Genomic DNA, 18,573 nt, shown 5'->3' on the forward strand with positions numbered 1-18,573 from the left:
TTCGACTAACAACTACACGCCAGCATGACCTCGTTCCGGCGCAGCATCGGCAGGGTCCAGGGTGGGTTGTAGAATGCGAGCAAGGGCGCGCCTGACACGGTCAGTCCCTTGCGCTGGGCGTACTCACGCAATTCGCGGGTCTTGTCGGCGAGAATGCCGTCGGAGTACGAGCCCGAAAAGGTGAGCGCGATCATGCGTTGCGCGGGCACGGGCGTCAGCTTGATCCTGTTGTCCGCGGGCGGCGGCAGCGTATCGAGCGACCAGTTCGACGGCATCACGAAGCTGACGCTCCAGCGGTCGCTGGTGGTCTCATCGCCCGCGGCCGGCGGTGTTGTCGCCTGCTGCTGCACCGGCGCAGTCATCGCAATCTTGGCCTTGCCCTGGTTGGCGCCGAAGATATAGCCGCCAATGATGCGGAATCCCTCCTCGATGGCCGGCTTGCGCGCGCCCTGCACCTCGGCCCGCGCGATGATCATCGGCGCGTAGGCGCGGATCTCATAGTCGCCGTCGCGGCTGACGATGTCGTATTTGGGATGTTCGACCCGGCTCATGAGCGGCCCCCGCGGCAATGGCGGCGCCCGCGAGAACGAGCGCGGTGGCGCCTGCGACCCAGATCAGCATGCGGCGTCTCCTCGGTGGTGTCGGCTCGGTCATCGCATTTGCGCCGTTGGTTTGTGTCGACGAGGGAACGAGGCGGGAGGTCCTGCGGATCAGGTTGCTCGGTGCACCCCGCGCGCCGCCCGACCGGCGACTTCCCCGAACCTCGCAAGCGAAGCATAGCAGTGTAGCCTGGATGAGCGCAGCGATATCCGGGATCTCACGAGCGGGAGAGGTGACCCGGATGTCGCTGCCCTCATCCGGGCTACGCGCAAGCCGACGGCGGCGCGTGCCCCGTCGGGCGACTCAGGGCTCAGACCCGCATGATACGCCGCTCGCGAGGCTCCTTATGACCCGAATGGCACGTGCGTTGGGAACGCGAATTCATTCGCACCTTCAACGCGATCACCTCTGTCCAGATGGCTGCGCAAAAATATATCGGTTTCCATTTATCAGAAATCATGCTTTCCTGTCCGCATCCCGTCCTCATGCAGAGGGGCGTACGCGTCGTCACGATACGTTGAGGCGGGGAGCGGTGGCCGCGGGCCTGTCAGGTGCTTTTGCGCTGGACGATTGGCAGTTCGCGGACGGTCAAGCCGTGTGGTCCTGGCGCCCCGATGCTGGCGCTAAGCCTTGGCGACATGACGTGTCATCAGGTGACGGGGGCAAACAAGCCCGGTCCCCGGGGAGAGCTCGGAGCAGCCGTTAAACCCATCGCGCAGGGAGGGCCGGGTCTGTCCGGCTGAACCTGTGGTACCTGCCGCCTGCATTTTTTTCGCAGGCGGGCCACGGGCCTCAGTCGAGGTCCGGTCCTCCTTGCGCCCTCGCATTGTCGAGCGAGGGTCTCGATCATCGCTTCGGGCGCGTGTTGCGCCGCGAGAGCGATGGCGCGTGCGCGGATGGTGGCGCTGGCATAATGGATATGCTTATCAGTTGGCGGGCGCCGCGTCGGCGCGTCAGAACCAACAATCAGCCGGACGCAACGGCTGCTCCAGGAGGAACCCATGACAGACACCTCACGCCGCGATCTTCTCGTCGCCGGCGGCGCCGCCGCGGCGGCCGCGCTCATCACGGACACGCGCCCGGCCGCCGCACAGGCCGGGCCGAAGCCGATCTTCGCGGTGCCGGCTGTCACCATCCCGATTGTGGGCGAGGACGGCGTGTTCCCGGTGCGGCGCATCTACTGCATCGGTCGCAACTACGCGGCGCATGCGATCGAGCGCGGCTCCGATCCGAACCGCGAGCCGCCGTTCTTCTTCCAAAAGCCGACCGACGCGATCCAGAACGCCGCGGTCGGCGAGGTCGCCGAGCATCCCTATCCGTCGCTGACCAAGAACTATCACCACGAGGTCGAGCTGGTCGCGGCGCTGAAATCCGGTGGCACCAACATCCCGGTCGAGTCTGCGCTCGATCACGTCTACGGCTACGCGTTGGGCCTCGACATGACCCGCCGCGACCTGCAGAACGGCATGGCCGCCGAGAAGAAGCCGTGGGAGATCGGCAAGAGCTTCGATCATGCCGCCGTCCTCGGCCCGATCCATCCGGTGGCCAAGGTCGGCCACTTCACCAAGGGCGCGATCTCGCTCGCGGTCAACGGCACGGTGCGTCAGAACTCCGATCTCACCAAGATGATCTGGAGCGTCGCCGAGCAGATCGCGAAATTGTCCGAAGCGTTCGAGCTCAAGGCCGGCGACATCATCTATTCCGGTACGCCGGAGAATGTCGGCCCGGTGGTCAAGGGCGACGTGCTGTTGTGCAAGCTCGAGGGCTTGCCGGACATGTCGATCAAGATCGTGTGAGACAGGAGGTCGATCTGCTGCGTGCTTCGACAGCTGCGAAATCAGATGGAAGCTGGTCGCGGCGAGGGACAGTGCGCTCCCTCTCCCCGTTCTTCACGGGGGCGCGACGAGCTTCGCTCGCGCTGTGAGGGTTGGGGTGAGGGGCGGCCACACCCACCGACCGTGAGGAAAGCCCCCCTCACCCGGATTGCATCTGGCGATGCAATCCGGCCTCTCCCCGCGCGCGGGGAGAGGCTTGCAGCGAGCGTCGCCGCGCGCGCTGTTATCTCAAAGGGCGACAGGCGCAACCATCCCTCCGGATGCCGCACCTGCCGCCGCGGCACTCGCGGTGCCGCGCCCCTCATCGGCTGCCCTGCACTGGCACTCGTTGTTCCCGCGCAAACAGCCGCTGCCAGCCGTTCGCAAGTTTGTGGGCCGACAAAGAGCCTTCTCCCACCGCAGCCTATCGTCGCCTGCAAGACGCAAGCGAACGAGGGCAGACGTGGCCATCACCATCGAGATCGATCACGCCAGGACGCGCCGCATGGCGCAGGGGCAGGGCCAAAGCCAATCTCCGGCTCAAGCCAAGGCACCCGCGCGCAAGCCGGCACGGTCGCCGCGTCAGCTTGGCGGCCCCGTGGTTCCGCAAGGCGTCAAGGGACCGATCCGCCGGCTCAAATGGCTGATCCTGATGCTCACGCTTTCGGTCTACTACGTCACGCCCTTCATCCGCTGGAACCGCGGTCCGAACGCGCCGGACCAGGCTGTGCTGCTCGATTTCGCGCACGGAAAACTCTATCTCGGCCCGGCCGAGATCTGGCCGCAGGACCTCTATCTCATCACCGCGGCGATGCTGCTCGCGACGTTGATCCTGGTGCTGGTGAACGCGCTCGCCGGCCGCCTGTGGTGCGGCTTCGCCTGTCCGCAGACGGTGTGGACCGACCTTTTCCTGCTGGTCGAGCGCCTGGTCGAAGGTGACCGCCGGCAGCGGCTGAAGAATATCGGTGCGCCGATCACCGCAAAGCGCGTCGCGCAGATCGCGACCAAGCATGCGCTGTGGATGATGATCGCGCTTCTCACCGGCGGCACCCTGATCTTCTACTTCACCGATGCGCCGGAGCTCGTGCGCGATCTCGCCTATGGCGAGATGTCGGCGACCGCATTGACCTGGACACTCGTCTTCGCCGGCACGACGTACGGCCTCGCCGGCTTCGCGCGCGAGCAGGTCTGCACCTTCATGTGCCCGTGGCCGCGCCTGCAAGGCGCGATCTGGGATCCCCAAGCCTTCACCGTGAACTACCGCGACTATCGCGGCGAGATCCGGATGTCGGCGAAGAAGGCGGCCGAGGCGCGTGCGCTGGGCGAGCCGGCCGGCGATTGCGTCGATTGCGGCGCCTGCGTCGCGGTCTGCCCGATCGGCATCGACATCCGGCAGGGGCCGAACTTCGCCTGCATCAATTGCGGCCTGTGCGTCGACGCCTGCGACAGCGTGATGGCCAAACTGGACCGTCCACGCGGGCTGATCGACTACGAGAGCTGGGACAATATCGAACGCGGACGCCTTGGCGAGCCGCGCGTGTCCCGCCTGCTGCGGCCGAAGACGATCGGCCTGGCGCTCGCCTGCGTCGCGCTGGCCGGCGTGATCGCGGTGTCGTTCGTGACCAAGACCACCGCCGTGCTGTCGGTGCAGCACGACCGCGATCCGATGTCGGTGCGACTGTCCGATGGCTCGGTCCGCAACGCCTATACGGTGAAGCTGCTCAACAAGTCCTCCGCCGTCCAGACTTTCAAACTCGCAATCAGCGGCGCCGATGCGGCGCTCGCGATCGTTGGCCATGCCACAGCGGACGCGATCGAGGTCGAGCCGGACGGCTCGGAGACGCTGCGCGTGACGCTGACCATGCCCGAGCCTGTCGAGGCCGACATCACCTTCCAGGCGGTCGATGCCCAGGGGCAGGTCGTGCTGAGCGCGCACGACCGCTTCGTCAACCGGTAGAGGAGGGACTACAGATACGCCTTCGGCAGCAGCATGTGGATGCCCTTGTTGCCGTCCACCAGCTGGGTGACTCGCAGATTGCCGGCCAGCGAGCACAGCATGTAGGCCTGGTTGCGCGAGAGGTTCGTGCGGGCGCAGACATGCTTGACCATCTCGCGCACCGCCTGCTTGGCGGCGTCGTCGAGATCCTCGTCGAGGCCGATCGACATCAGATGCGTGGCGTTCTCGGCGAACGGCCAGGTGATGTCCATGTCCTTGCGCACGGTCAGCCGGAAGGTGCCGCTGACGCCGGTCTCCAGCGCGGTGATGCAGACCTCGCCGTCGCCCTGCACGCCGTGGCCGTCGCCGGCAAAGAACAGCGCGCCCTCGTTGAACACAGGCAGGTATAGCGTGGTGCCGGGCCGCAGCTCCTTGTTGTCCATGTTGCCGCCGAAGCTGCGCGGCACCGGCGAGCCGCACCGCCCCCATGCCGGCGGCGGCGCGGTGGCGATGATGCCGAAGAACGGATCGAGGGCGATCTCGGTGCCCCAGGGCATGATGCAGACCTGGCGCTCGTGATCGACCTTCGGATGGATCGTCTCGTAGTCGGTGAACTCCTCGGGCAGGGTGCCGAGCAGCGGCAGGATCGAGACAAACCCCCAGTCCTGGCTGACCTTGCAGCTGAGGATGTCGACCTGGAGCGTATCGCCGGGCTGCGCGCCCTTCACGTAGACCGGGCCGGTGATGAAGTGCGGACCCGGCCCCTGGACCATGCTGTCCAGCGCAGTGAGATAAGCGGGCGGAACGATGCTGCGGTCCTCTGGCAGCGTCTCCTTGCCGCCGGCGGGAAACGAATGCAGCGTTACCGTGTCGCCGGAGGCGACTTCGAGAACCGGCGGCGTGGTGCTGTCGAGATAGCCCCACACCATGCTCTCATGCGTCGCGGGAATCTCGTGGCGTTTGGACATGGGCTGTCTCCGTCAGGCTCGGCTCTTGGCGCTGATAACAAGGCAGGATGCGGCGGGCGGCAATGCCAAAAACTGGTCAGCCTTGCTCATGGCCCCGGCAGATCGGCGCGACGTCCTCCGCTGATGTCAATTTTGCCAATCGGCGACGAGGCGCCGGCGGGTCCCGACGTTCCCACGCCGTCGCGCTTGACCGTTCCCACAGTGCGCATCCGCGAGCTGCGGTCACGAGCGTTATGCGCCGGGGTACTACCAAGCTCATGGAATTCATGCGAGAATGTTGGAATTGGCCACGTAGGGGTCTGTGAGCATGCGACGCTCCCTGCACACCGAGCACGAGATCCTGGTCTTGCTTTGCGAGGCGGAGTCGGGAGTTCCGATTGCTGAAATTTGCAGCACGGCCGGCGTGTCGCTGCGCACCTTCTACCGCTGGCGGGAGCGCTATGGCGGTCTCACCAGTCCTGCCCTGCGGCATCTGAAGGAGCTGGAGATCGAGAACCAGCGGCTGCGCTCGCTGGTGACCAAGCTCGTCGAGGGCCAGCCGGCCAATACACCCAAGGCGACGCCGGCGCCGCTCCGTCAGGACTGCGGCAGCACGCCTCATGGCGTGGCCGGTGCGCCGGGGCAGGCCCGGGGCGCCGTGATCGGCCGCTATGCCTCGGTGCGCTACGGCCGCTAGCTCATCACTGGTCTGCTCAAACGAACATCGGCCGGATCGCTCCGGCCGATGATGTCGTCGGATCGCCGCTCTCAGATCGCGAGCTGATTGCCGATCGGCAGCGCACGCAGGCGCTTTCCGGTGGCGGCGAAGATCGCGTTGGCGAGCGCCGGTGCAAACGGCGGTACGCCCGGCTCGCCGACGCCGCTCGGCGGCGTGTCGGCATCGACGGGCACGATGTGCACGTTGGTGACCAGCGGTGCCTCGTCGATCCGGACCACCTGGTGGTCGTCGAAGTTGTGCTGCTGCACGCGGCCGTTCTTGAAGCTGACCTCGCCATATTTGGCGAGGCTCAACCCCATGATCGCCGCGCCTTCGAGCTGCGAGGTGATGCGCTCAGGGTTCACGAAGACACCGCAATCGATCGCGCTGTCGACCTGATGCACCGTCAGCTTGCCCTTGTCGTCGACCGACACCTCCACGATGGTGGCGATGTAGCTGACGAAGCTGCGATGCGCGGCGATGCCGAGCCCGTGACCCTTGGGAACGCTGCGGCCCCAATTGCCCTTCTCGGCGACGAACTCGACGACACGGCGCAGCCGCCCGGTGTCGATCGGATAGCTCTCATAGGGCTCGCCGTAGTTCCAGAGATCCTTCACCGAGGCGAGCTTGACGACGCGCGGGCTGCCGATCAGCTCGAGCAGCATGTCCTTCTGGTCGCGGCCGGTGGCGGCGGCGATCTCGCCGACCATCGACTGCACGGCGAAGGCGCGCGGGATGTTGGAGACCGAGCGGAACCAGCCGATGCGGGTCATCGCCTTGGCGGCGGGGTTCTCGCACTGGATGTTGGCGATCTCGAACGGCATGTCGACGAGGCCCATGCCGAGCTCGAACGGCGCGGCATGGTCGGCGCCGGCCGCGAAGGTCGACAGGATGGTCGGCGCGACGCTGCGGTGACGCCAGGCGACGACCTTGCCGCTCTTGTCCAGGCCCGCTTCGATGCGCTCGACCGAGACCGTGTGCAGGAAGTCGTGCTGGATGTCGTCGTCACGCGTCCACTGCACCTTCACCGGTGCGCCCAGCTCCTTGGAGAGCAGGGCGGCTTCGAGCGCGAAGTCGCATTTCGATTTGCGGCCGAAACCGCCGCCAAGCAGGGTGACGTTGACGGTGACGTTCTCGATCGGGATCTGCAGCGTCTTGGCGACATCCTCGCGGGTGCCGCCCGGGCTCTGCACCGGCGCCCAGATCTCGGCCTTGTCGCCCTTGACGTCGGCGACCGCGACCGGCGGCTCCATGCTGGCGTGGGCGAAATGCGGCAGATAGTACTCGCCGGTGATCACCTTGTCGGCCGACTTCAGCGCGGCGTCGGCATCACCTTCCTGGCGCACGACGAGGCCGGGCTGCCGCGCGGCGGCTTCGAGCTCGGCGCGATAGGCGACGGAGTCGTAGGCCGCGTTGGGACCGTCGTCCCATTCGACCTTCAGCGCATCGCGGCCCTTGATCGCGGCACCCGTGTTGCGCGCGACCACAGCGACGCCGCCGAGCGGCTGGAACTTCGACGGCCACGGCCAGCCTTTGACTTCGAGCACCTTCTCGACGCCAGAGACCTTCAGTGCCTCCGCCGAATCGAACGACTTCACCTTGCCGCCCGTCACCGGCGGCCGGGCGATCACCGCGTATTTCATGCCGGGCAGGCGGACGTCGGCGCCGTAGCGGGCCTTGCCGACGGTGATGTCGTGCAGGTCGACGATGCTGACCTGGCCCTTGCCGAGATAGCGGAAGTCCTTCGGCGACTTCAGCTTGATAGTGTCGACCGCAGGCACCGGCTGATTGGCCGCGTCGGCCGCAAGCTCGCCGAAGCCGAGGCGCTTGCCACTGGCGCTGTGCACGACCTCATGGTTGACCGCTTTCACCTCGCTCGCGGACACGCCGAGCTTCTTGGCGGCAGCGGCCTCCAGCATCGCCCGCGCCATCGCGCCGATCTGGCGCATCGGCAGCAGATAGTGCCGCGTGCTGCGCGAGCCGTCGGTGTCCTGGTTGCCGAACTTCACCTCGTCGCCGGGCGCCTGCACGACGCGGACCTTCGACCAGTCGGCTTCCATCTCCTCCGCCACGATCAGCGGCAGGCTGGTGCGCACGCCGGTTCCCATCTCGGAGCGATGCGCGAGGATGGAGACGATGCCGTCGGGCGCGATCGACACGAAGATCTTGGGATCGACGACCGTGCCATGCGGCATCTTCCCGGCGCCGGTCTCATAGGCGGCGAAGGCCGGCCGCGACAGCAGGGGCGCGGCGAGCACGAAGCCGCCGGCGAGACCCAGCGTCTGCAGGATGGCGCGGCGCGAGACGTTCTCGACCTTGAGGTGCCGCTCGAAGCCGCGGCGCGAGGTGGGCTTCGCGATATCGGGATTTGCGATGATGGTCATGATCACACCCCCGTCGAGGCCAGATGGACCGCATTCTCGATCCGCTGATAGCAGCCGCAGCGGCAGATGTTGCCGGACATCGCGTCCCGGATCTGGTCGTGCGACGGCTTCGGATTCTGGTTGAGCAGCGCGGCCGCCTGCATGATCTGACCGGCCTGGCAGAAGCCGCATTGCGGCACGTTGACCTGGCGCCACGCCTTCTGCACCGGATGATCGCCGGTCGGATGCAGCCCCTCGATCGTCGTGACCTCGCGGCCCGCGACATCGGAGATGGCGGTGATGCAGGAGCGCGCGGCCTCCTTGTCGACCATCACGGTGCAGGCGCCGCACAGCGCCTGGCCGCAGCCATATTTGGAGCCGGTCAGCCCTAGCTCATCGCGCAGATACCACAGCAGCGGCAGGCTCGGATCGCCATCCCAGCTCTGCTCCTGGCCGTTGATTTTCACCTTGATCATGTTCGCCCTCGCTCTGTCGGACCAATGGTCGTTGGTTCTGATCGTTGGTGGACGCGCGCGGGACCACATGTCCCATGTGCTCGCGTCCAATGTGCACGCGCCGGATCAATTGAGAGTTGTCGGAAAACGACTCATGATAGCAGACCGCGACGGGCATCGGTCTACACAGCCGCGTGTGTTATCGGAGCAGGCGTGCGCTGCGTATGGGTCCTGCTGCAATGCAAACGCGGAGCAGGGCGCACAGCTCCGCCGACAGCGGTGGCCGTTCACTCAAAAACCACCGCCAAAAAAGAATGCCTCGCCAGCGTGGGGCAGGCGAGGCACCAAGTCTTCAGGAAGGAACGCTTCAGTCGTTACGCTTGGTACTCTGCGGCCGTCAGGCCGCCTTTGCTTTCGCCACGTGGGTGGCAATCGCATCCATCAGCGCCGGCGACAGGCAGTCATAGGGCTCTAGCCCCAGCTCCTTCAGCCGTGCGCGGATCTCGCCCATCTGCTCCGGCTTCACGCCCGATTCGATCACCGAGGAGACGAACGCGGCAAAGCCCGGCGCTGCCGAGCCCTGCTCCTGGAACAGCTCGGGATGAACGAAGTCGAGGCCGTAGAAGGGATGGCCCGTGTTCTCGATCCGGCCATACATATGCGTGCCGCAGCCGGTGCAGGCATAGCGCTGGATGACGGCTGCGGGATCGACGATCTTCAGCTTGTCGCCGTTCTCGAGAACCGTGACGTTCTGCCGCGGCACCACCGCCACGACCGAGAAGGTTGCGCCGGAGGGCTTCCAGCACTTGGTGCAGCCGCACGCATGGTTGTGCGCGACGTCGCCCTGAATGCCGACCTTCACCGGCCGGTCGTGGCACTTGCAGACCAGGGTGCCGCCGGCGAAGTGGCCGCTCCCCTGTTTGACGCCGTTATCAACGGACGGGTGAATGTGGACAGTCATGGCGCAATCCTCCTCAGTTTTGCGTGGCTCGGGTCAGAACACGACGACGGAACGGATCGATTTGCCCTCATGCATCAGGTCGAAGCCCTTGTTGATGTCTTCGAGCTGAAGCGTGTGGGTGATCATCGGGTCGATTTCGATCTTCCCGTTCATGTACCAGTCGACGATCTTGGGGACGTCGGTGCGCCCGCGCGCGCCGCCGAACGCGGTGCCCTTCCAGACGCGTCCGGTGACGAGCTGGAACGGGCGGGTCGCGATCTCCTTGCCGGCCTCGGCGACGCCGATGATGATCGATTCGCCCCAGCCGCGGTGACAGGCTTCGAGCGCCTGGCGCATGACGGTGGTGTTGCCGGTGCAGTCGAAGGTGTAGTCGGCGCCGCCGTCGGTGAGCGCGACGAGATGCTGGACGATGTCGCCGGTCACCTTCTTCGGGTTGACGAAATGGGTCATGCCGAAGCGGCGGCCCCATTCCTCCTTGCCGTCATTGAGATCCACGCCGATGATCTTGTCGGCGCCGGCCATCTTGGCGCCCTGGATGACGTTGAGGCCGATGCCGCCGAGGCCGAAGACGATGACGTTCGCGCCCGGTTCGACCTTGGCGGTGTTGACGACGGCGCCGACGCCGGTGGTGACGCCGCAGCCGATGTAGCAGCTCTTATCGAACGGGGCGTCCTCGCGGATCTTGGCGACCGCGATCTCCGGCAGCACCGTGAAGTTCGAGAAGGTCGAGCAGCCCATGTAGTGATAGATGGTCTGGCCCTTGTAGCTGAAGCGCGAGGTGCCGTCGGGCATCAGACCCTTGCCCTGGGTCGCGCGAATCGCGGTGCAGAGATTGGTCTTGCGGCTGAGGCAGCTCTTGCACTGGCGGCATTCCGGTGTGTACAGCGGAATGACGTGATCGCCGGGCTTGACCGAGGTCACGCCGGGGCCGACCTCGCGCACGATGCCGGCGCCCTCATGGCCGAGGATCGAAGGGAAGATGCCTTCGCTGTCGAAGCCGTCGAGCGTGTAGGCATCGGTGTGACAGATGCCGGTCGCCTTGATCTCGACCAGGACCTCGCCGGCCTTCGGCCCCTCGAGGTCGACCTCGACGATCTCCAGCGGTTTCTTGGCTTCGAAAGCGACCGCGGCGCGCGTCTTCATGTCTCAAACTCCTGTTTCATTCTCGCAAGGCCGCGACCCTGCCCAGAGCGCGGCCTTCGTCAGTCATTTCTTGCCCATGCAGGAGTTTTCCGCTTCCGTATAGGCTGGCGGTTTGTCCTCATGCTTGGCCGGGCGAACGCGTCCCACCGCGTCATTGCCGCGGGCGCGCAGGTAGATGTAGAGGTCATCCATGTAGCAGGCGACGTTCGGATTGTCGCCAAAAGCCGGCATGACGTTCTCCTGGGACGTGCTGACATTCTTGCGGCCGCTGGCGATCGTCCCGATGAAATCGCCGTAGCTCATGTTCTTGACCGAGTCCTTCAGCGCAGGCGCATAAGTCGACCCCATGCCGTCCGGACCGTGGCAGACGTGACATTCCGAGTGATAGCGGCGGTATCCGGAGTAGGTGTACCAGTCGACCGTTCCGTCGGCGCCCACCTTGTAGGTCGGAATGCCGTCCTTATCGAAGTACTTCCCATCCTCCGACTTGACTGCCGCAGGATCTCCGGGGCCCTCGGCCCAGGCATTTTCGGCGACAGTCATCCCGCCGGTTGCCAGGATCAGAGCCGTGGCGACCGCAAACCAGATTCTACGCAAGGGCGTTTTCCCTTAATTTTTTGGGTAGGCGAACCGGCGCATGGAGCAGATCCATGCGCCGGAAGCAGGCTAGTCTGCTTACTGCTGCGGCAGCGAGAACACCGTGAGCGCGCCACCGAGGGCGGTGTAGTTGCTCAGCGCTGCGTAACCGCCGACGGCACCGAGGCCGGCGGTCGGATCGGTCAGACCCGCCGCGAGACCGATGCCGGCCCAGCCGCCGACACCCGAGAGCACGGCGACGTACTGCTTGCCGCCAGCCTCATAGGTCGTGACGTTGCCGATGATGCCGGACGGGGTCTTGAACTTGTAGAGCTCCTTGCCCGTCTTGGCGTCGACTGCCTTCAGGTAGCCTTCGAGCGTGCCGTAGAACACCACGCCGCCGGCCGTCGCGAGCGCACCCGACCACACCGAGAACGGCTCCTTGTTCGACCAGGCGATCTTGCCGGTCTTGCCGTCCCAGGCGATGAAGTTGCCCATATGGCTTTCACCCTGGGGCGGATACATCGACAGGGTCGCGCCGACATAGGGCTGACCTGCGGTGTAGCTCACCTTGAAGGGCTCGTAGTCCATGCAGACATGGTTGGTCGGCACGTAGAACAGCTGCGTGTCCGGCGAGTAGGCCGCCGGCTGTTCGTCCTTGGTGCCGAGCGCGGCCGGGCAGATGCCCTTGGTGTTGACGTCCTCGCCCTGCTTGTCGGTCGAGTACTGATCGACAACCTTCGGCCGGCCATAGGTCGCCGAGTTCTTGTCCATGTCGACGCCGGAGGTCCAGTTCACCTTCGGATCGTACTTCTCGGCGACCAGCAACTCGCCATTGGCGCGGTCGAGCGTATAGGCGAGGCCGTTACGGTCGAAATGCGTCAGCAGCTTGCGCGGCTGGCCGTTGATGGACTGGTCCGACAGGATCATCTCGTTGACGCCGTCATAGTCCCACTCGTCGTGAGGCGTCATCTGATAGACCCACTTCGCGACGCCGGTGTCGGCCGCACGCGCGAAGATCGTCATCGACCATTTGTTGTCGCCGGGACGCTGCTTCGGATTCCAGGTCGAGGGGTTGCCCGAGCCGTAATACACCATGTCGAGCTGCGGATCGTAGGAGATCCAGCCCCAAGTGCAGCCGCCGCCGGTCTTCCACTGATCGCCCTGCCAAGTCTTCAGGCTGGAGTCCTTGCCGACTGGCTTGCCGAGCGAGGTGGTGTTGGCGTCGAACAGGATCTGATCGTCCGGACCTTCGGAGTACGCCTTCCAGACCTGCTTGCCGGTCTTGATGTCGTAGGCGGTCATGCTGCACTGGACGCCGAACTCGCCGCCGGAGGTGCCGACCAGGACCTTGTCCTTGACGACGAGCGGCGCCGAGGTGCCGGTCTGGCCCTTGCTCGGATCGCCGTTGACGGCGGTCCAGACCTGCTGGCCGGACTTGGCGTCGATCGCGACGAGCTTGTCGTCGGCCTGGTGCAGGAAGATCTTGCCGTCACCATAGGCGACGCCGCGATTGACCGTATCGCAGCACATCACCGGAATGACGTTCGGATCCTGCTTCGGCTCGTACTTCCAGACGATCTTGTTGTCCTGCGACAGATCGATCGCGTAGACCTTGTTCGGGAACGGCGTGTGCACATACATCATGTTGCCGATGATGAGCGGTCCGCCTTCGTGGCCGCGCAGCACGCCGGTGGAGAAGGTCCACGCGACCTGCAGCTTGCCGACGTTCTGGGCGTTGATCTGATTGAGCTTGGAGTAACGCGTGTTGGCGTAGTCGCCGGCCGGCATCACCCAGTCCTTCGGGTTGGCCGACATCTTGACCAGCTCTTCGCTGGCAAATGCGCCACCCGCGGCAAGCGCCGCGACTGACGTCAGACATGTTGCGAGCAGAACTCTTCGCATCGTCTTTCCTCCCGGGTTCAACTGAGGTTCCGCATCACGCGGCCCAGTATTCGTTTTCGGCATCATTGATTATCCACTTCCGAAACGGGAAACTTGCCCAAAAGAGAAAAGCGCTTGCTCAAGAGTGAAGCGGAGAGAAGTTTTTGGAGGAGAATTTGCTTTGCTGGTCCGCAACATGAAACGCATTCTTGCTGCGCAGCATCAATTCGCAGCGTCCCGGTTCCACTGAAGGTTGATGTTTTTCTTGACCTTACAGGAGCGAAGGCGGAGGATCATCGAGGGCGCTTTATGGAACAGCTGTGTCGCGAGGGATATCGCGGCCTTAAAATCGGAGTAATCTGCCAGCACTCTCATCCGCCGTCCTGCGGCGGACCCGTTGCGTCTCGATCTTGAATCGGTGGATGAAGATGTCCGATACGATCCGCTCGCTTACTACCTCGGGGTTCTCGCCCAAGAGTCAGATCCAGCGTTGGTCAGATGCACTGACCGATCTCTGCGGACGGTTCGATGTCGACCCGCTGGAGGGGGCCTCCTTCGAAGGGCGCATCAATTTCACCACGGTCTCTCGCCTGAAATTGTGCCAGATCGAGGCAAGTCAGCACCGCATCGCCCATACCTATGCGCGTGCGCAGAAGGTGGCGCATCCCTACATCAAGATCCTGTTCCAGACTTACGGAATCTCCTATTTCGAGCAGGAAGGCCGTCAGATCGAGATCGGCCCGGGCGATTGCCTGGCTTACGATGTGTCGACGCCGCACACGATCATCAGCCCGGCGTTGACGCGTCATGATGTCGTGATCGTGCCGAAGGAGCTGCTGCAGGAGCGTGGCTTCCGGTCCGAGAAAATGCCGGCCTACAAGCTGTCGGCGCGAAGCGGAACCGGCCGGATTGCTTACGACGTCACGCATTCGGCGTTCGACGAGGCCACGCGGCTGTCGCCGAACTCGGCGGCCAGTGTTGCCGAGTCGCTGATCGATCTGTTGCTGCTGCCATTGCGCGAAGCAGACCGCATGCTCGACCGTGCCGGACCCGAAGCGGTCTACGTTCGCGCCCAGGCCTTCATTCGCGAGCATCTTCGCGATCCCGACCTCTGCATCGACCAGATTTCGGCAGCTCTCGGTTGTACGAAGCGCTATCTTCACATGGTGTTCAGCGATCGTGGCATGACCGTCAGCGACTACATCTGGCGCGCCCGGCTGCAGCACTGCCGGCAGGAGTTGGAAACGCAGGGCGGCAAGACCATTACCGACGTTGCATTCTCGTGGGGCTTCTCGAGCTCGTCGCACTTCAGCCGCGTGTTCCGCAAGTATTTCGGCGTGGTGCCATCATCGGTGCACAAGACGGCCGCGCGCGCCGATTGAGTGCGAGCCGATTGAGTCGAGAGCGGCGCTAGCGCGCGCCGCTCCGGATGATCTTCTGGAAGGCATCGCCGAGGATTAACGGCTCGCGCGGCGGGAGATAGGTCAGGCCCGCGGTCACGGCGAACTTGGCCAGATCGCCCGACGCGGCGATCTCCGCCAGGACCTTGTCGACCGACGCCAGCAGCTCGGCCGAGCTGGCCAAGGCGACATAGCCTCTGTTGGCGCCGATTGGATAATTGTAGCCGGAGGCCACGAGCTTGCTCTCCGGATGAGCTGCCCGATACGCATCGAAGCGCCTGGTATCGAGCAGCGTCGCATCGAGCTTGCCCTGTTCGAGCGCGCCCAGGAGGTCATCCCGCGTCGGAATGAGATGGGTGATGTCGTCGATCAGGCGGCCCTTGTCGAAGGTCATCAGGATCGCGTCGGCCAGGGTGCCGCTCTCGATCCCGAGCCGGAGTCCGGCGAGATCGCCGATATCGCTGATCCGGCGCTGCGTCGCGGCAGGTCCGAGAACGACCGTCAGCGTCGAGAACATATACGGCTCGCTTGGCGCCAGCACGCCGAGCGGAATGCGCCGCCGGCGATCATCACGCGTCGCGCCATCGAAGTCCGGCAGCTTTGCCGTCTTGACGCCGGGCGCGACCAGCCCGTCCTGTGTGAACGCGTAGCTCGCCACGAGCGAGCAGCGCCCATCGGAGAGCAGGGCGTTCGCCTCGAGCGCGGGGCTCGAATCCTCGTCGAGCTTGCTCTCGAACCATTGGATCTCGAGCGTCTTGCCGAGGCGATCGGCAATCGCCTGGCCGAGCAGGACATCGAAGCCGCTGCCGGGCTTGCCGCGATGATGGACCGACAGGGGCGGGAGATTTTCATCCATGCAGATGTGCAGCACGTCCTCAGCGGCCCGGACCGCTGAGGACGCCGATATCAGCAAGGCGGCTGCCCACAAAACGATGCGCCGCATCACTGTGCTCTCCGGCTGGAGACGTAGGCCCACAGCGCGGTGATCTCATCATCGCTGAGAATGTCGCCCCAGGGCGGCATCCGGCCGTTCTTGCCTTGCTTCACGGTGGTGACAAAGCGCGGCTGATCGTCGGGAAACCGGCGGAGGTCGGGGGTGATGGTGCCGGAGTTCACCATGTTCGGGCCGTGGCAGTGCGAGCACTTCTGCGCGAACGTCGTCTTGCCCAGGTCGATCGCGCTATGGGCGCTCTCGCCGTTCTGCTGTTGAGCGAAAGCGGCTGCGGACAGCGCAGTCGCGACCGAAATTACGGCGGCAAAAGTCGCCGCCGTTCTCATGAACATCATGTCTTTCACGGGCAATCTACACTCAGTTCTTGACCGCGAAGACCCAGAGCGAGCCGCCGGCCGGAACGTTGGCGAGGCGCTCGTCACCGGAGAACAGCGAGTACACGCCGCCATAGCCGGAGGTCACAGCAACATACTGCACGCCGTCCTGCTGCCAGGTGACGGGCTGGCCCTCGATGCCGGAGCCGGTCTGGAACTGCCAGAGCTTCTTGCCGCTGTCGGCGTCGAACGCCTCGAACTCGCCGGTCAGCTTGCCCGAGAACACCACGCCGCCGGCGGTCGACAGCACGCCGGAGAAGCGCGGAATGTCGCTCGGCTGCTCCCACTTGGTCTTGCCGCTCATCGGATCGATGGCCTTGAGCTGACCGCGCGGACCTTCCGGCCAATCCCAGAGGTCCGTCAGGTCCATGCCGAGATACCACTCGCCGGCCTTGTAGGTCGCGGGCTCGGTCTTGTAGTGGCCGCCGAACACCAGCGTGTTGGCGTAAGCCAAGCCGGTCTGCGGGTTGAACGACATCGGCTGCCAGTTCTTGCCGCCGAGGATCGACGGATAGACCGTGACCTTCTTGCCCTCGCGCGCGTCACGCGTGACGTCGGTCTCGACCGGCTTGCCGGTCTTCATGTCGATGCTGGAGGCCCAGTTGACCTTCACGTAAGGGTTGGCCGCCAGCAGCTTGCCGTTGGTGCGATCGAGCACGTAGAAGAAGCCGTTGCGGTTGGCGTTCATCAACACCTTGGTCGGCTTGCCCTCCACGTTCATGTCGGCGAGCACCATCTCGGCGACCGCGTCGTAGTCGAACGGGTTGTTCGGCGAGAACTGGAAGTGCCACTTCATCTTGCCGGTCTTCGGGTCGAGCGCGAGCACCGAGCAGGTGTAGAGGTTGTCGCCGGGCCGCACCGCCGCGTTGAACGGGCCGGGATTGCCGACGCCCCAGAACACGGTGTTCTGCTCGGGGTCATACGAACCGGTGATCCAGGTCGAGCCGCCGCCGAGCTTCCAGGTGTCGCCCTTCCAGGTATCGCCGCCGGGTTCATCCGGGGTGGGCACCGTGTGCGTGCGCCAGAGATGCTTGCCTGTCGCCGGATCCCAGCCATCGATGAAGCCGCGCGTGCCGAACTCCGCGCCGGAGATACCGGTCAGCACGACGCCGTCGGCCACCAGCGGCGCGACCGTCATCGAATAGCCTTCCTTGATGTCGGCCGCCTTCTGGCGCCACAGCTCCTTGCCGGTCTTGGCATCGAGCGCGATCACATTGGCGTCGAGCGTCGTGCGGAAGACCTTGCCGTCGTAGAGCGCGGCGCCGCGATTGATGATGCCGCAGCAGACGACGCGCGGCGTCTCGGCGGGATAATCGATCTTGCTCTTCCAGATCTGCTTCCCGGTCTTGGCGTCGACAGCCATGGTCGCATTATGCGTCGTGACGTAGAGGACGCCCTGATAGATCAGCGGCTGCGACTCCTCGCTGCGGTCGTCAGCGAAGCTGTAATTCCAGACCGGGACGAGGTTCTTGGCATTGTCCTTGTTGATCTGCGTCAGCGTGCTGAACCGCTGCAGATTGTAGCCCATGCCGTAATTGAGGACGTTTGCCGTATCAGTTGCACCCTTGACCAACTGATCGGCGCTCTGCGCGCTCGCACCATGTGATGCAAGAATAGCGAGGCCCGCGGCCAGCGCGATCCGCTTCATTCATTTCCTCCAAGATTTTTATGCGCGCCTATCCTGACGCTGCGGGAACAACACTCCGCTCGATTCCGGGAAGCGTCAATACGAAAAGCTGGGCAACTCTCATCGCACCGCCGGGAATGTTTTCCCGCGCGGCGGCAAGCGATCAGGCAAGCCTTTGTGATCGCAGATTGTTTGCGGCTGGCATGATCGCACCGCTTTCGTGCTGCTGTGCGGCATGAACATTGCTTCGCTGCAACATGCCGGGATCAACAGAGGAGTAGACGGATGAGGCGAACCATCCTTTGGCTCGGCATGCTGTGTTGCCTTTGGGTGAGTGCGAGTGCACGTGATCTCGGACAATGGGGCGCGGTCGATCCGGCCTTGCGCAAGTGGTACGAGGCCCTGATGCAGCCGGATGTGCCGACCGCGTCGTGCTGTGGGGAGGCTGATGCCTACTTCGCCGACGAGATCCACGTCAGGGATGGCAAGACCTACGTCATCATCACCGATGATCGTCCGGACGAGCCGCGTGGGCGGCCGCATATCGATGTCGGCACGGAGATCGAAGTTCCCGATCACAAGCTGAAGTGGGACAAAGGAAATCCGACCGGACACGGAATCGTTTTCTTGAGCCGTAACCGCTACGTGTTCTGCTACGTGCAGCCGGGTGGCGCGTAAGAAGCTGTTGTCGCCGAGTTCGCGATGATTGAGGCGGAACGTTGTCGGCCAACATGGTTCGATTTCGTTCTGCTCAATTGATCCTTACCGCGTGGCGACGCTCTCCCGTCGTCGAGTCTTGCGTTCACACCGACGCGGCCCTAGC

The 18,573-nt window shown here is 64.6% G+C and carries 16 protein-coding genes; 5 read left to right on the forward strand and 11 right to left on the reverse strand.

Annotation, left to right across the window (positions count from 1 at the left end):
* Positions 1-5 precede the first annotated feature (5 nt).
* Positions 6-551, reverse strand: a complete 546-nt coding sequence (locus ACVILH_RS15665; RefSeq protein WP_456713697.1) for an SOUL family heme-binding protein — start codon at positions 549-551, stop codon at positions 6-8.
* Positions 552-1,601: 1,050 nt separating this feature from the next.
* Here ACVILH_RS15665 and ACVILH_RS15670 point away from each other — a divergent pair.
* Together ACVILH_RS15670 and ccoG are read left to right on the forward strand one after the other, a co-directional pair.
* Entirely contained in the window at positions 1,602-2,396 is a 795-nt protein-coding gene (locus ACVILH_RS15670; RefSeq protein WP_456713698.1) for a fumarylacetoacetate hydrolase family protein, read from the forward strand.
* Positions 2,397-2,877: 481 nt separating this feature from the next.
* Entirely contained in the window at positions 2,878-4,371 is a 1,494-nt protein-coding gene (gene ccoG, locus ACVILH_RS15675; RefSeq protein WP_456713699.1) for a cytochrome c oxidase accessory protein CcoG, read from the forward strand.
* 8 nt (positions 4,372-4,379) lie between these two features.
* Here the strand turns inward: ccoG and ACVILH_RS15680 are convergent, their stop codons facing one another.
* Positions 4,380-5,318: an acetamidase/formamidase family protein gene (locus ACVILH_RS15680; RefSeq protein WP_456713700.1), complete on the reverse strand. Its 939-nt coding sequence runs from the start codon at positions 5,316-5,318 to the stop codon at positions 4,380-4,382.
* Positions 5,319-5,625: 307 nt separating this feature from the next.
* On the opposite strand from ACVILH_RS15680, the gene ACVILH_RS15685 reads away from it, so the two are divergent.
* Entirely contained in the window at positions 5,626-5,994 is a 369-nt protein-coding gene (locus ACVILH_RS15685; protein ID WP_456713701.1) for a transposase, read from the forward strand.
* Positions 5,995-6,065: 71 nt separating this feature from the next.
* Here ACVILH_RS15685 and ACVILH_RS15690 read toward each other — a convergent pair whose 3' ends face one another.
* The 6 genes from ACVILH_RS15690 to xoxF5 form a co-directional block, all read right to left on the reverse strand.
* Positions 6,066-8,399: a molybdopterin cofactor-binding domain-containing protein gene (locus tag ACVILH_RS15690; protein ID WP_456713702.1), complete on the reverse strand. Its 2,334-nt coding sequence runs from the start codon at positions 8,397-8,399 to the stop codon at positions 6,066-6,068.
* 2 nt (positions 8,400-8,401) lie between these two features.
* Positions 8,402-8,854, reverse strand: a complete 453-nt coding sequence (locus ACVILH_RS15695; RefSeq protein ID WP_257170676.1) for a (2Fe-2S)-binding protein — start codon at positions 8,852-8,854, stop codon at positions 8,402-8,404.
* Between the two features lie 376 nt (positions 8,855-9,230).
* Entirely contained in the window at positions 9,231-9,794 is a 564-nt protein-coding gene (gene gfa, locus ACVILH_RS15700) for an S-(hydroxymethyl)glutathione synthase (protein WP_456713703.1), read from the reverse strand.
* A gap of 33 nt (positions 9,795-9,827) precedes the next feature.
* Entirely contained in the window at positions 9,828-10,937 is a 1,110-nt protein-coding gene (locus tag ACVILH_RS15705; protein WP_456713704.1) for an S-(hydroxymethyl)glutathione dehydrogenase/class III alcohol dehydrogenase, read from the reverse strand.
* Between the two features lie 63 nt (positions 10,938-11,000).
* The gene (locus ACVILH_RS15710; RefSeq protein ID WP_456716988.1) at positions 11,001-11,480 is read right to left on the reverse strand and encodes a c-type cytochrome, methanol metabolism-related; all 480 of its coding nucleotides are present in this window, start codon (positions 11,478-11,480) and stop codon (positions 11,001-11,003) included.
* Between the two features lie 132 nt (positions 11,481-11,612).
* Positions 11,613-13,418 (reverse strand): lanthanide-dependent methanol dehydrogenase XoxF5, encoded by a 1,806-nt coding sequence (xoxF5, locus tag ACVILH_RS15715; RefSeq protein WP_456713705.1) that lies wholly within the window; start codon positions 13,416-13,418, stop codon positions 11,613-11,615.
* 407 nt (positions 13,419-13,825) lie between these two features.
* Between xoxF5 and ACVILH_RS15720 the strand changes: the two genes are divergently transcribed.
* Positions 13,826-14,779, forward strand: coding sequence for a helix-turn-helix domain-containing protein (locus ACVILH_RS15720; RefSeq protein ID WP_456716989.1), 954 nt, complete (start codon positions 13,826-13,828; stop codon positions 14,777-14,779).
* A gap of 28 nt (positions 14,780-14,807) precedes the next feature.
* Here ACVILH_RS15720 and ACVILH_RS15725 read toward each other — a convergent pair whose 3' ends face one another.
* From ACVILH_RS15725 to ACVILH_RS15735, 3 genes are read right to left on the reverse strand one after another with little or no spacing between them, the layout of a single operon-like run.
* Positions 14,808-15,740: a substrate-binding periplasmic protein gene (locus ACVILH_RS15725; RefSeq protein WP_456713706.1), complete on the reverse strand. Its 933-nt coding sequence runs from the start codon at positions 15,738-15,740 to the stop codon at positions 14,808-14,810.
* Entirely contained in the window at positions 15,740-16,081 is a 342-nt protein-coding gene (locus ACVILH_RS15730; RefSeq protein ID WP_456716990.1) for a c-type cytochrome, read from the reverse strand. The genes ACVILH_RS15725 and ACVILH_RS15730 overlap by 1 nt, the downstream gene beginning before the upstream one ends.
* A gap of 25 nt (positions 16,082-16,106) precedes the next feature.
* Positions 16,107-17,771 (reverse strand): methanol/ethanol family PQQ-dependent dehydrogenase, encoded by a 1,665-nt coding sequence (locus ACVILH_RS15735; protein WP_456713707.1) that lies wholly within the window; start codon positions 17,769-17,771, stop codon positions 16,107-16,109.
* Between the two features lie 264 nt (positions 17,772-18,035).
* On the opposite strand from ACVILH_RS15735, the gene ACVILH_RS15740 reads away from it, so the two are divergent.
* Positions 18,036-18,428 (forward strand): hypothetical protein, encoded by a 393-nt coding sequence (locus ACVILH_RS15740; RefSeq protein ID WP_456713708.1) that lies wholly within the window; start codon positions 18,036-18,038, stop codon positions 18,426-18,428.
* Positions 18,429-18,573: the final 145 nt, after the last annotated feature.

Source organism: Bradyrhizobium sp. USDA 4353 (assembly GCF_054063215.1).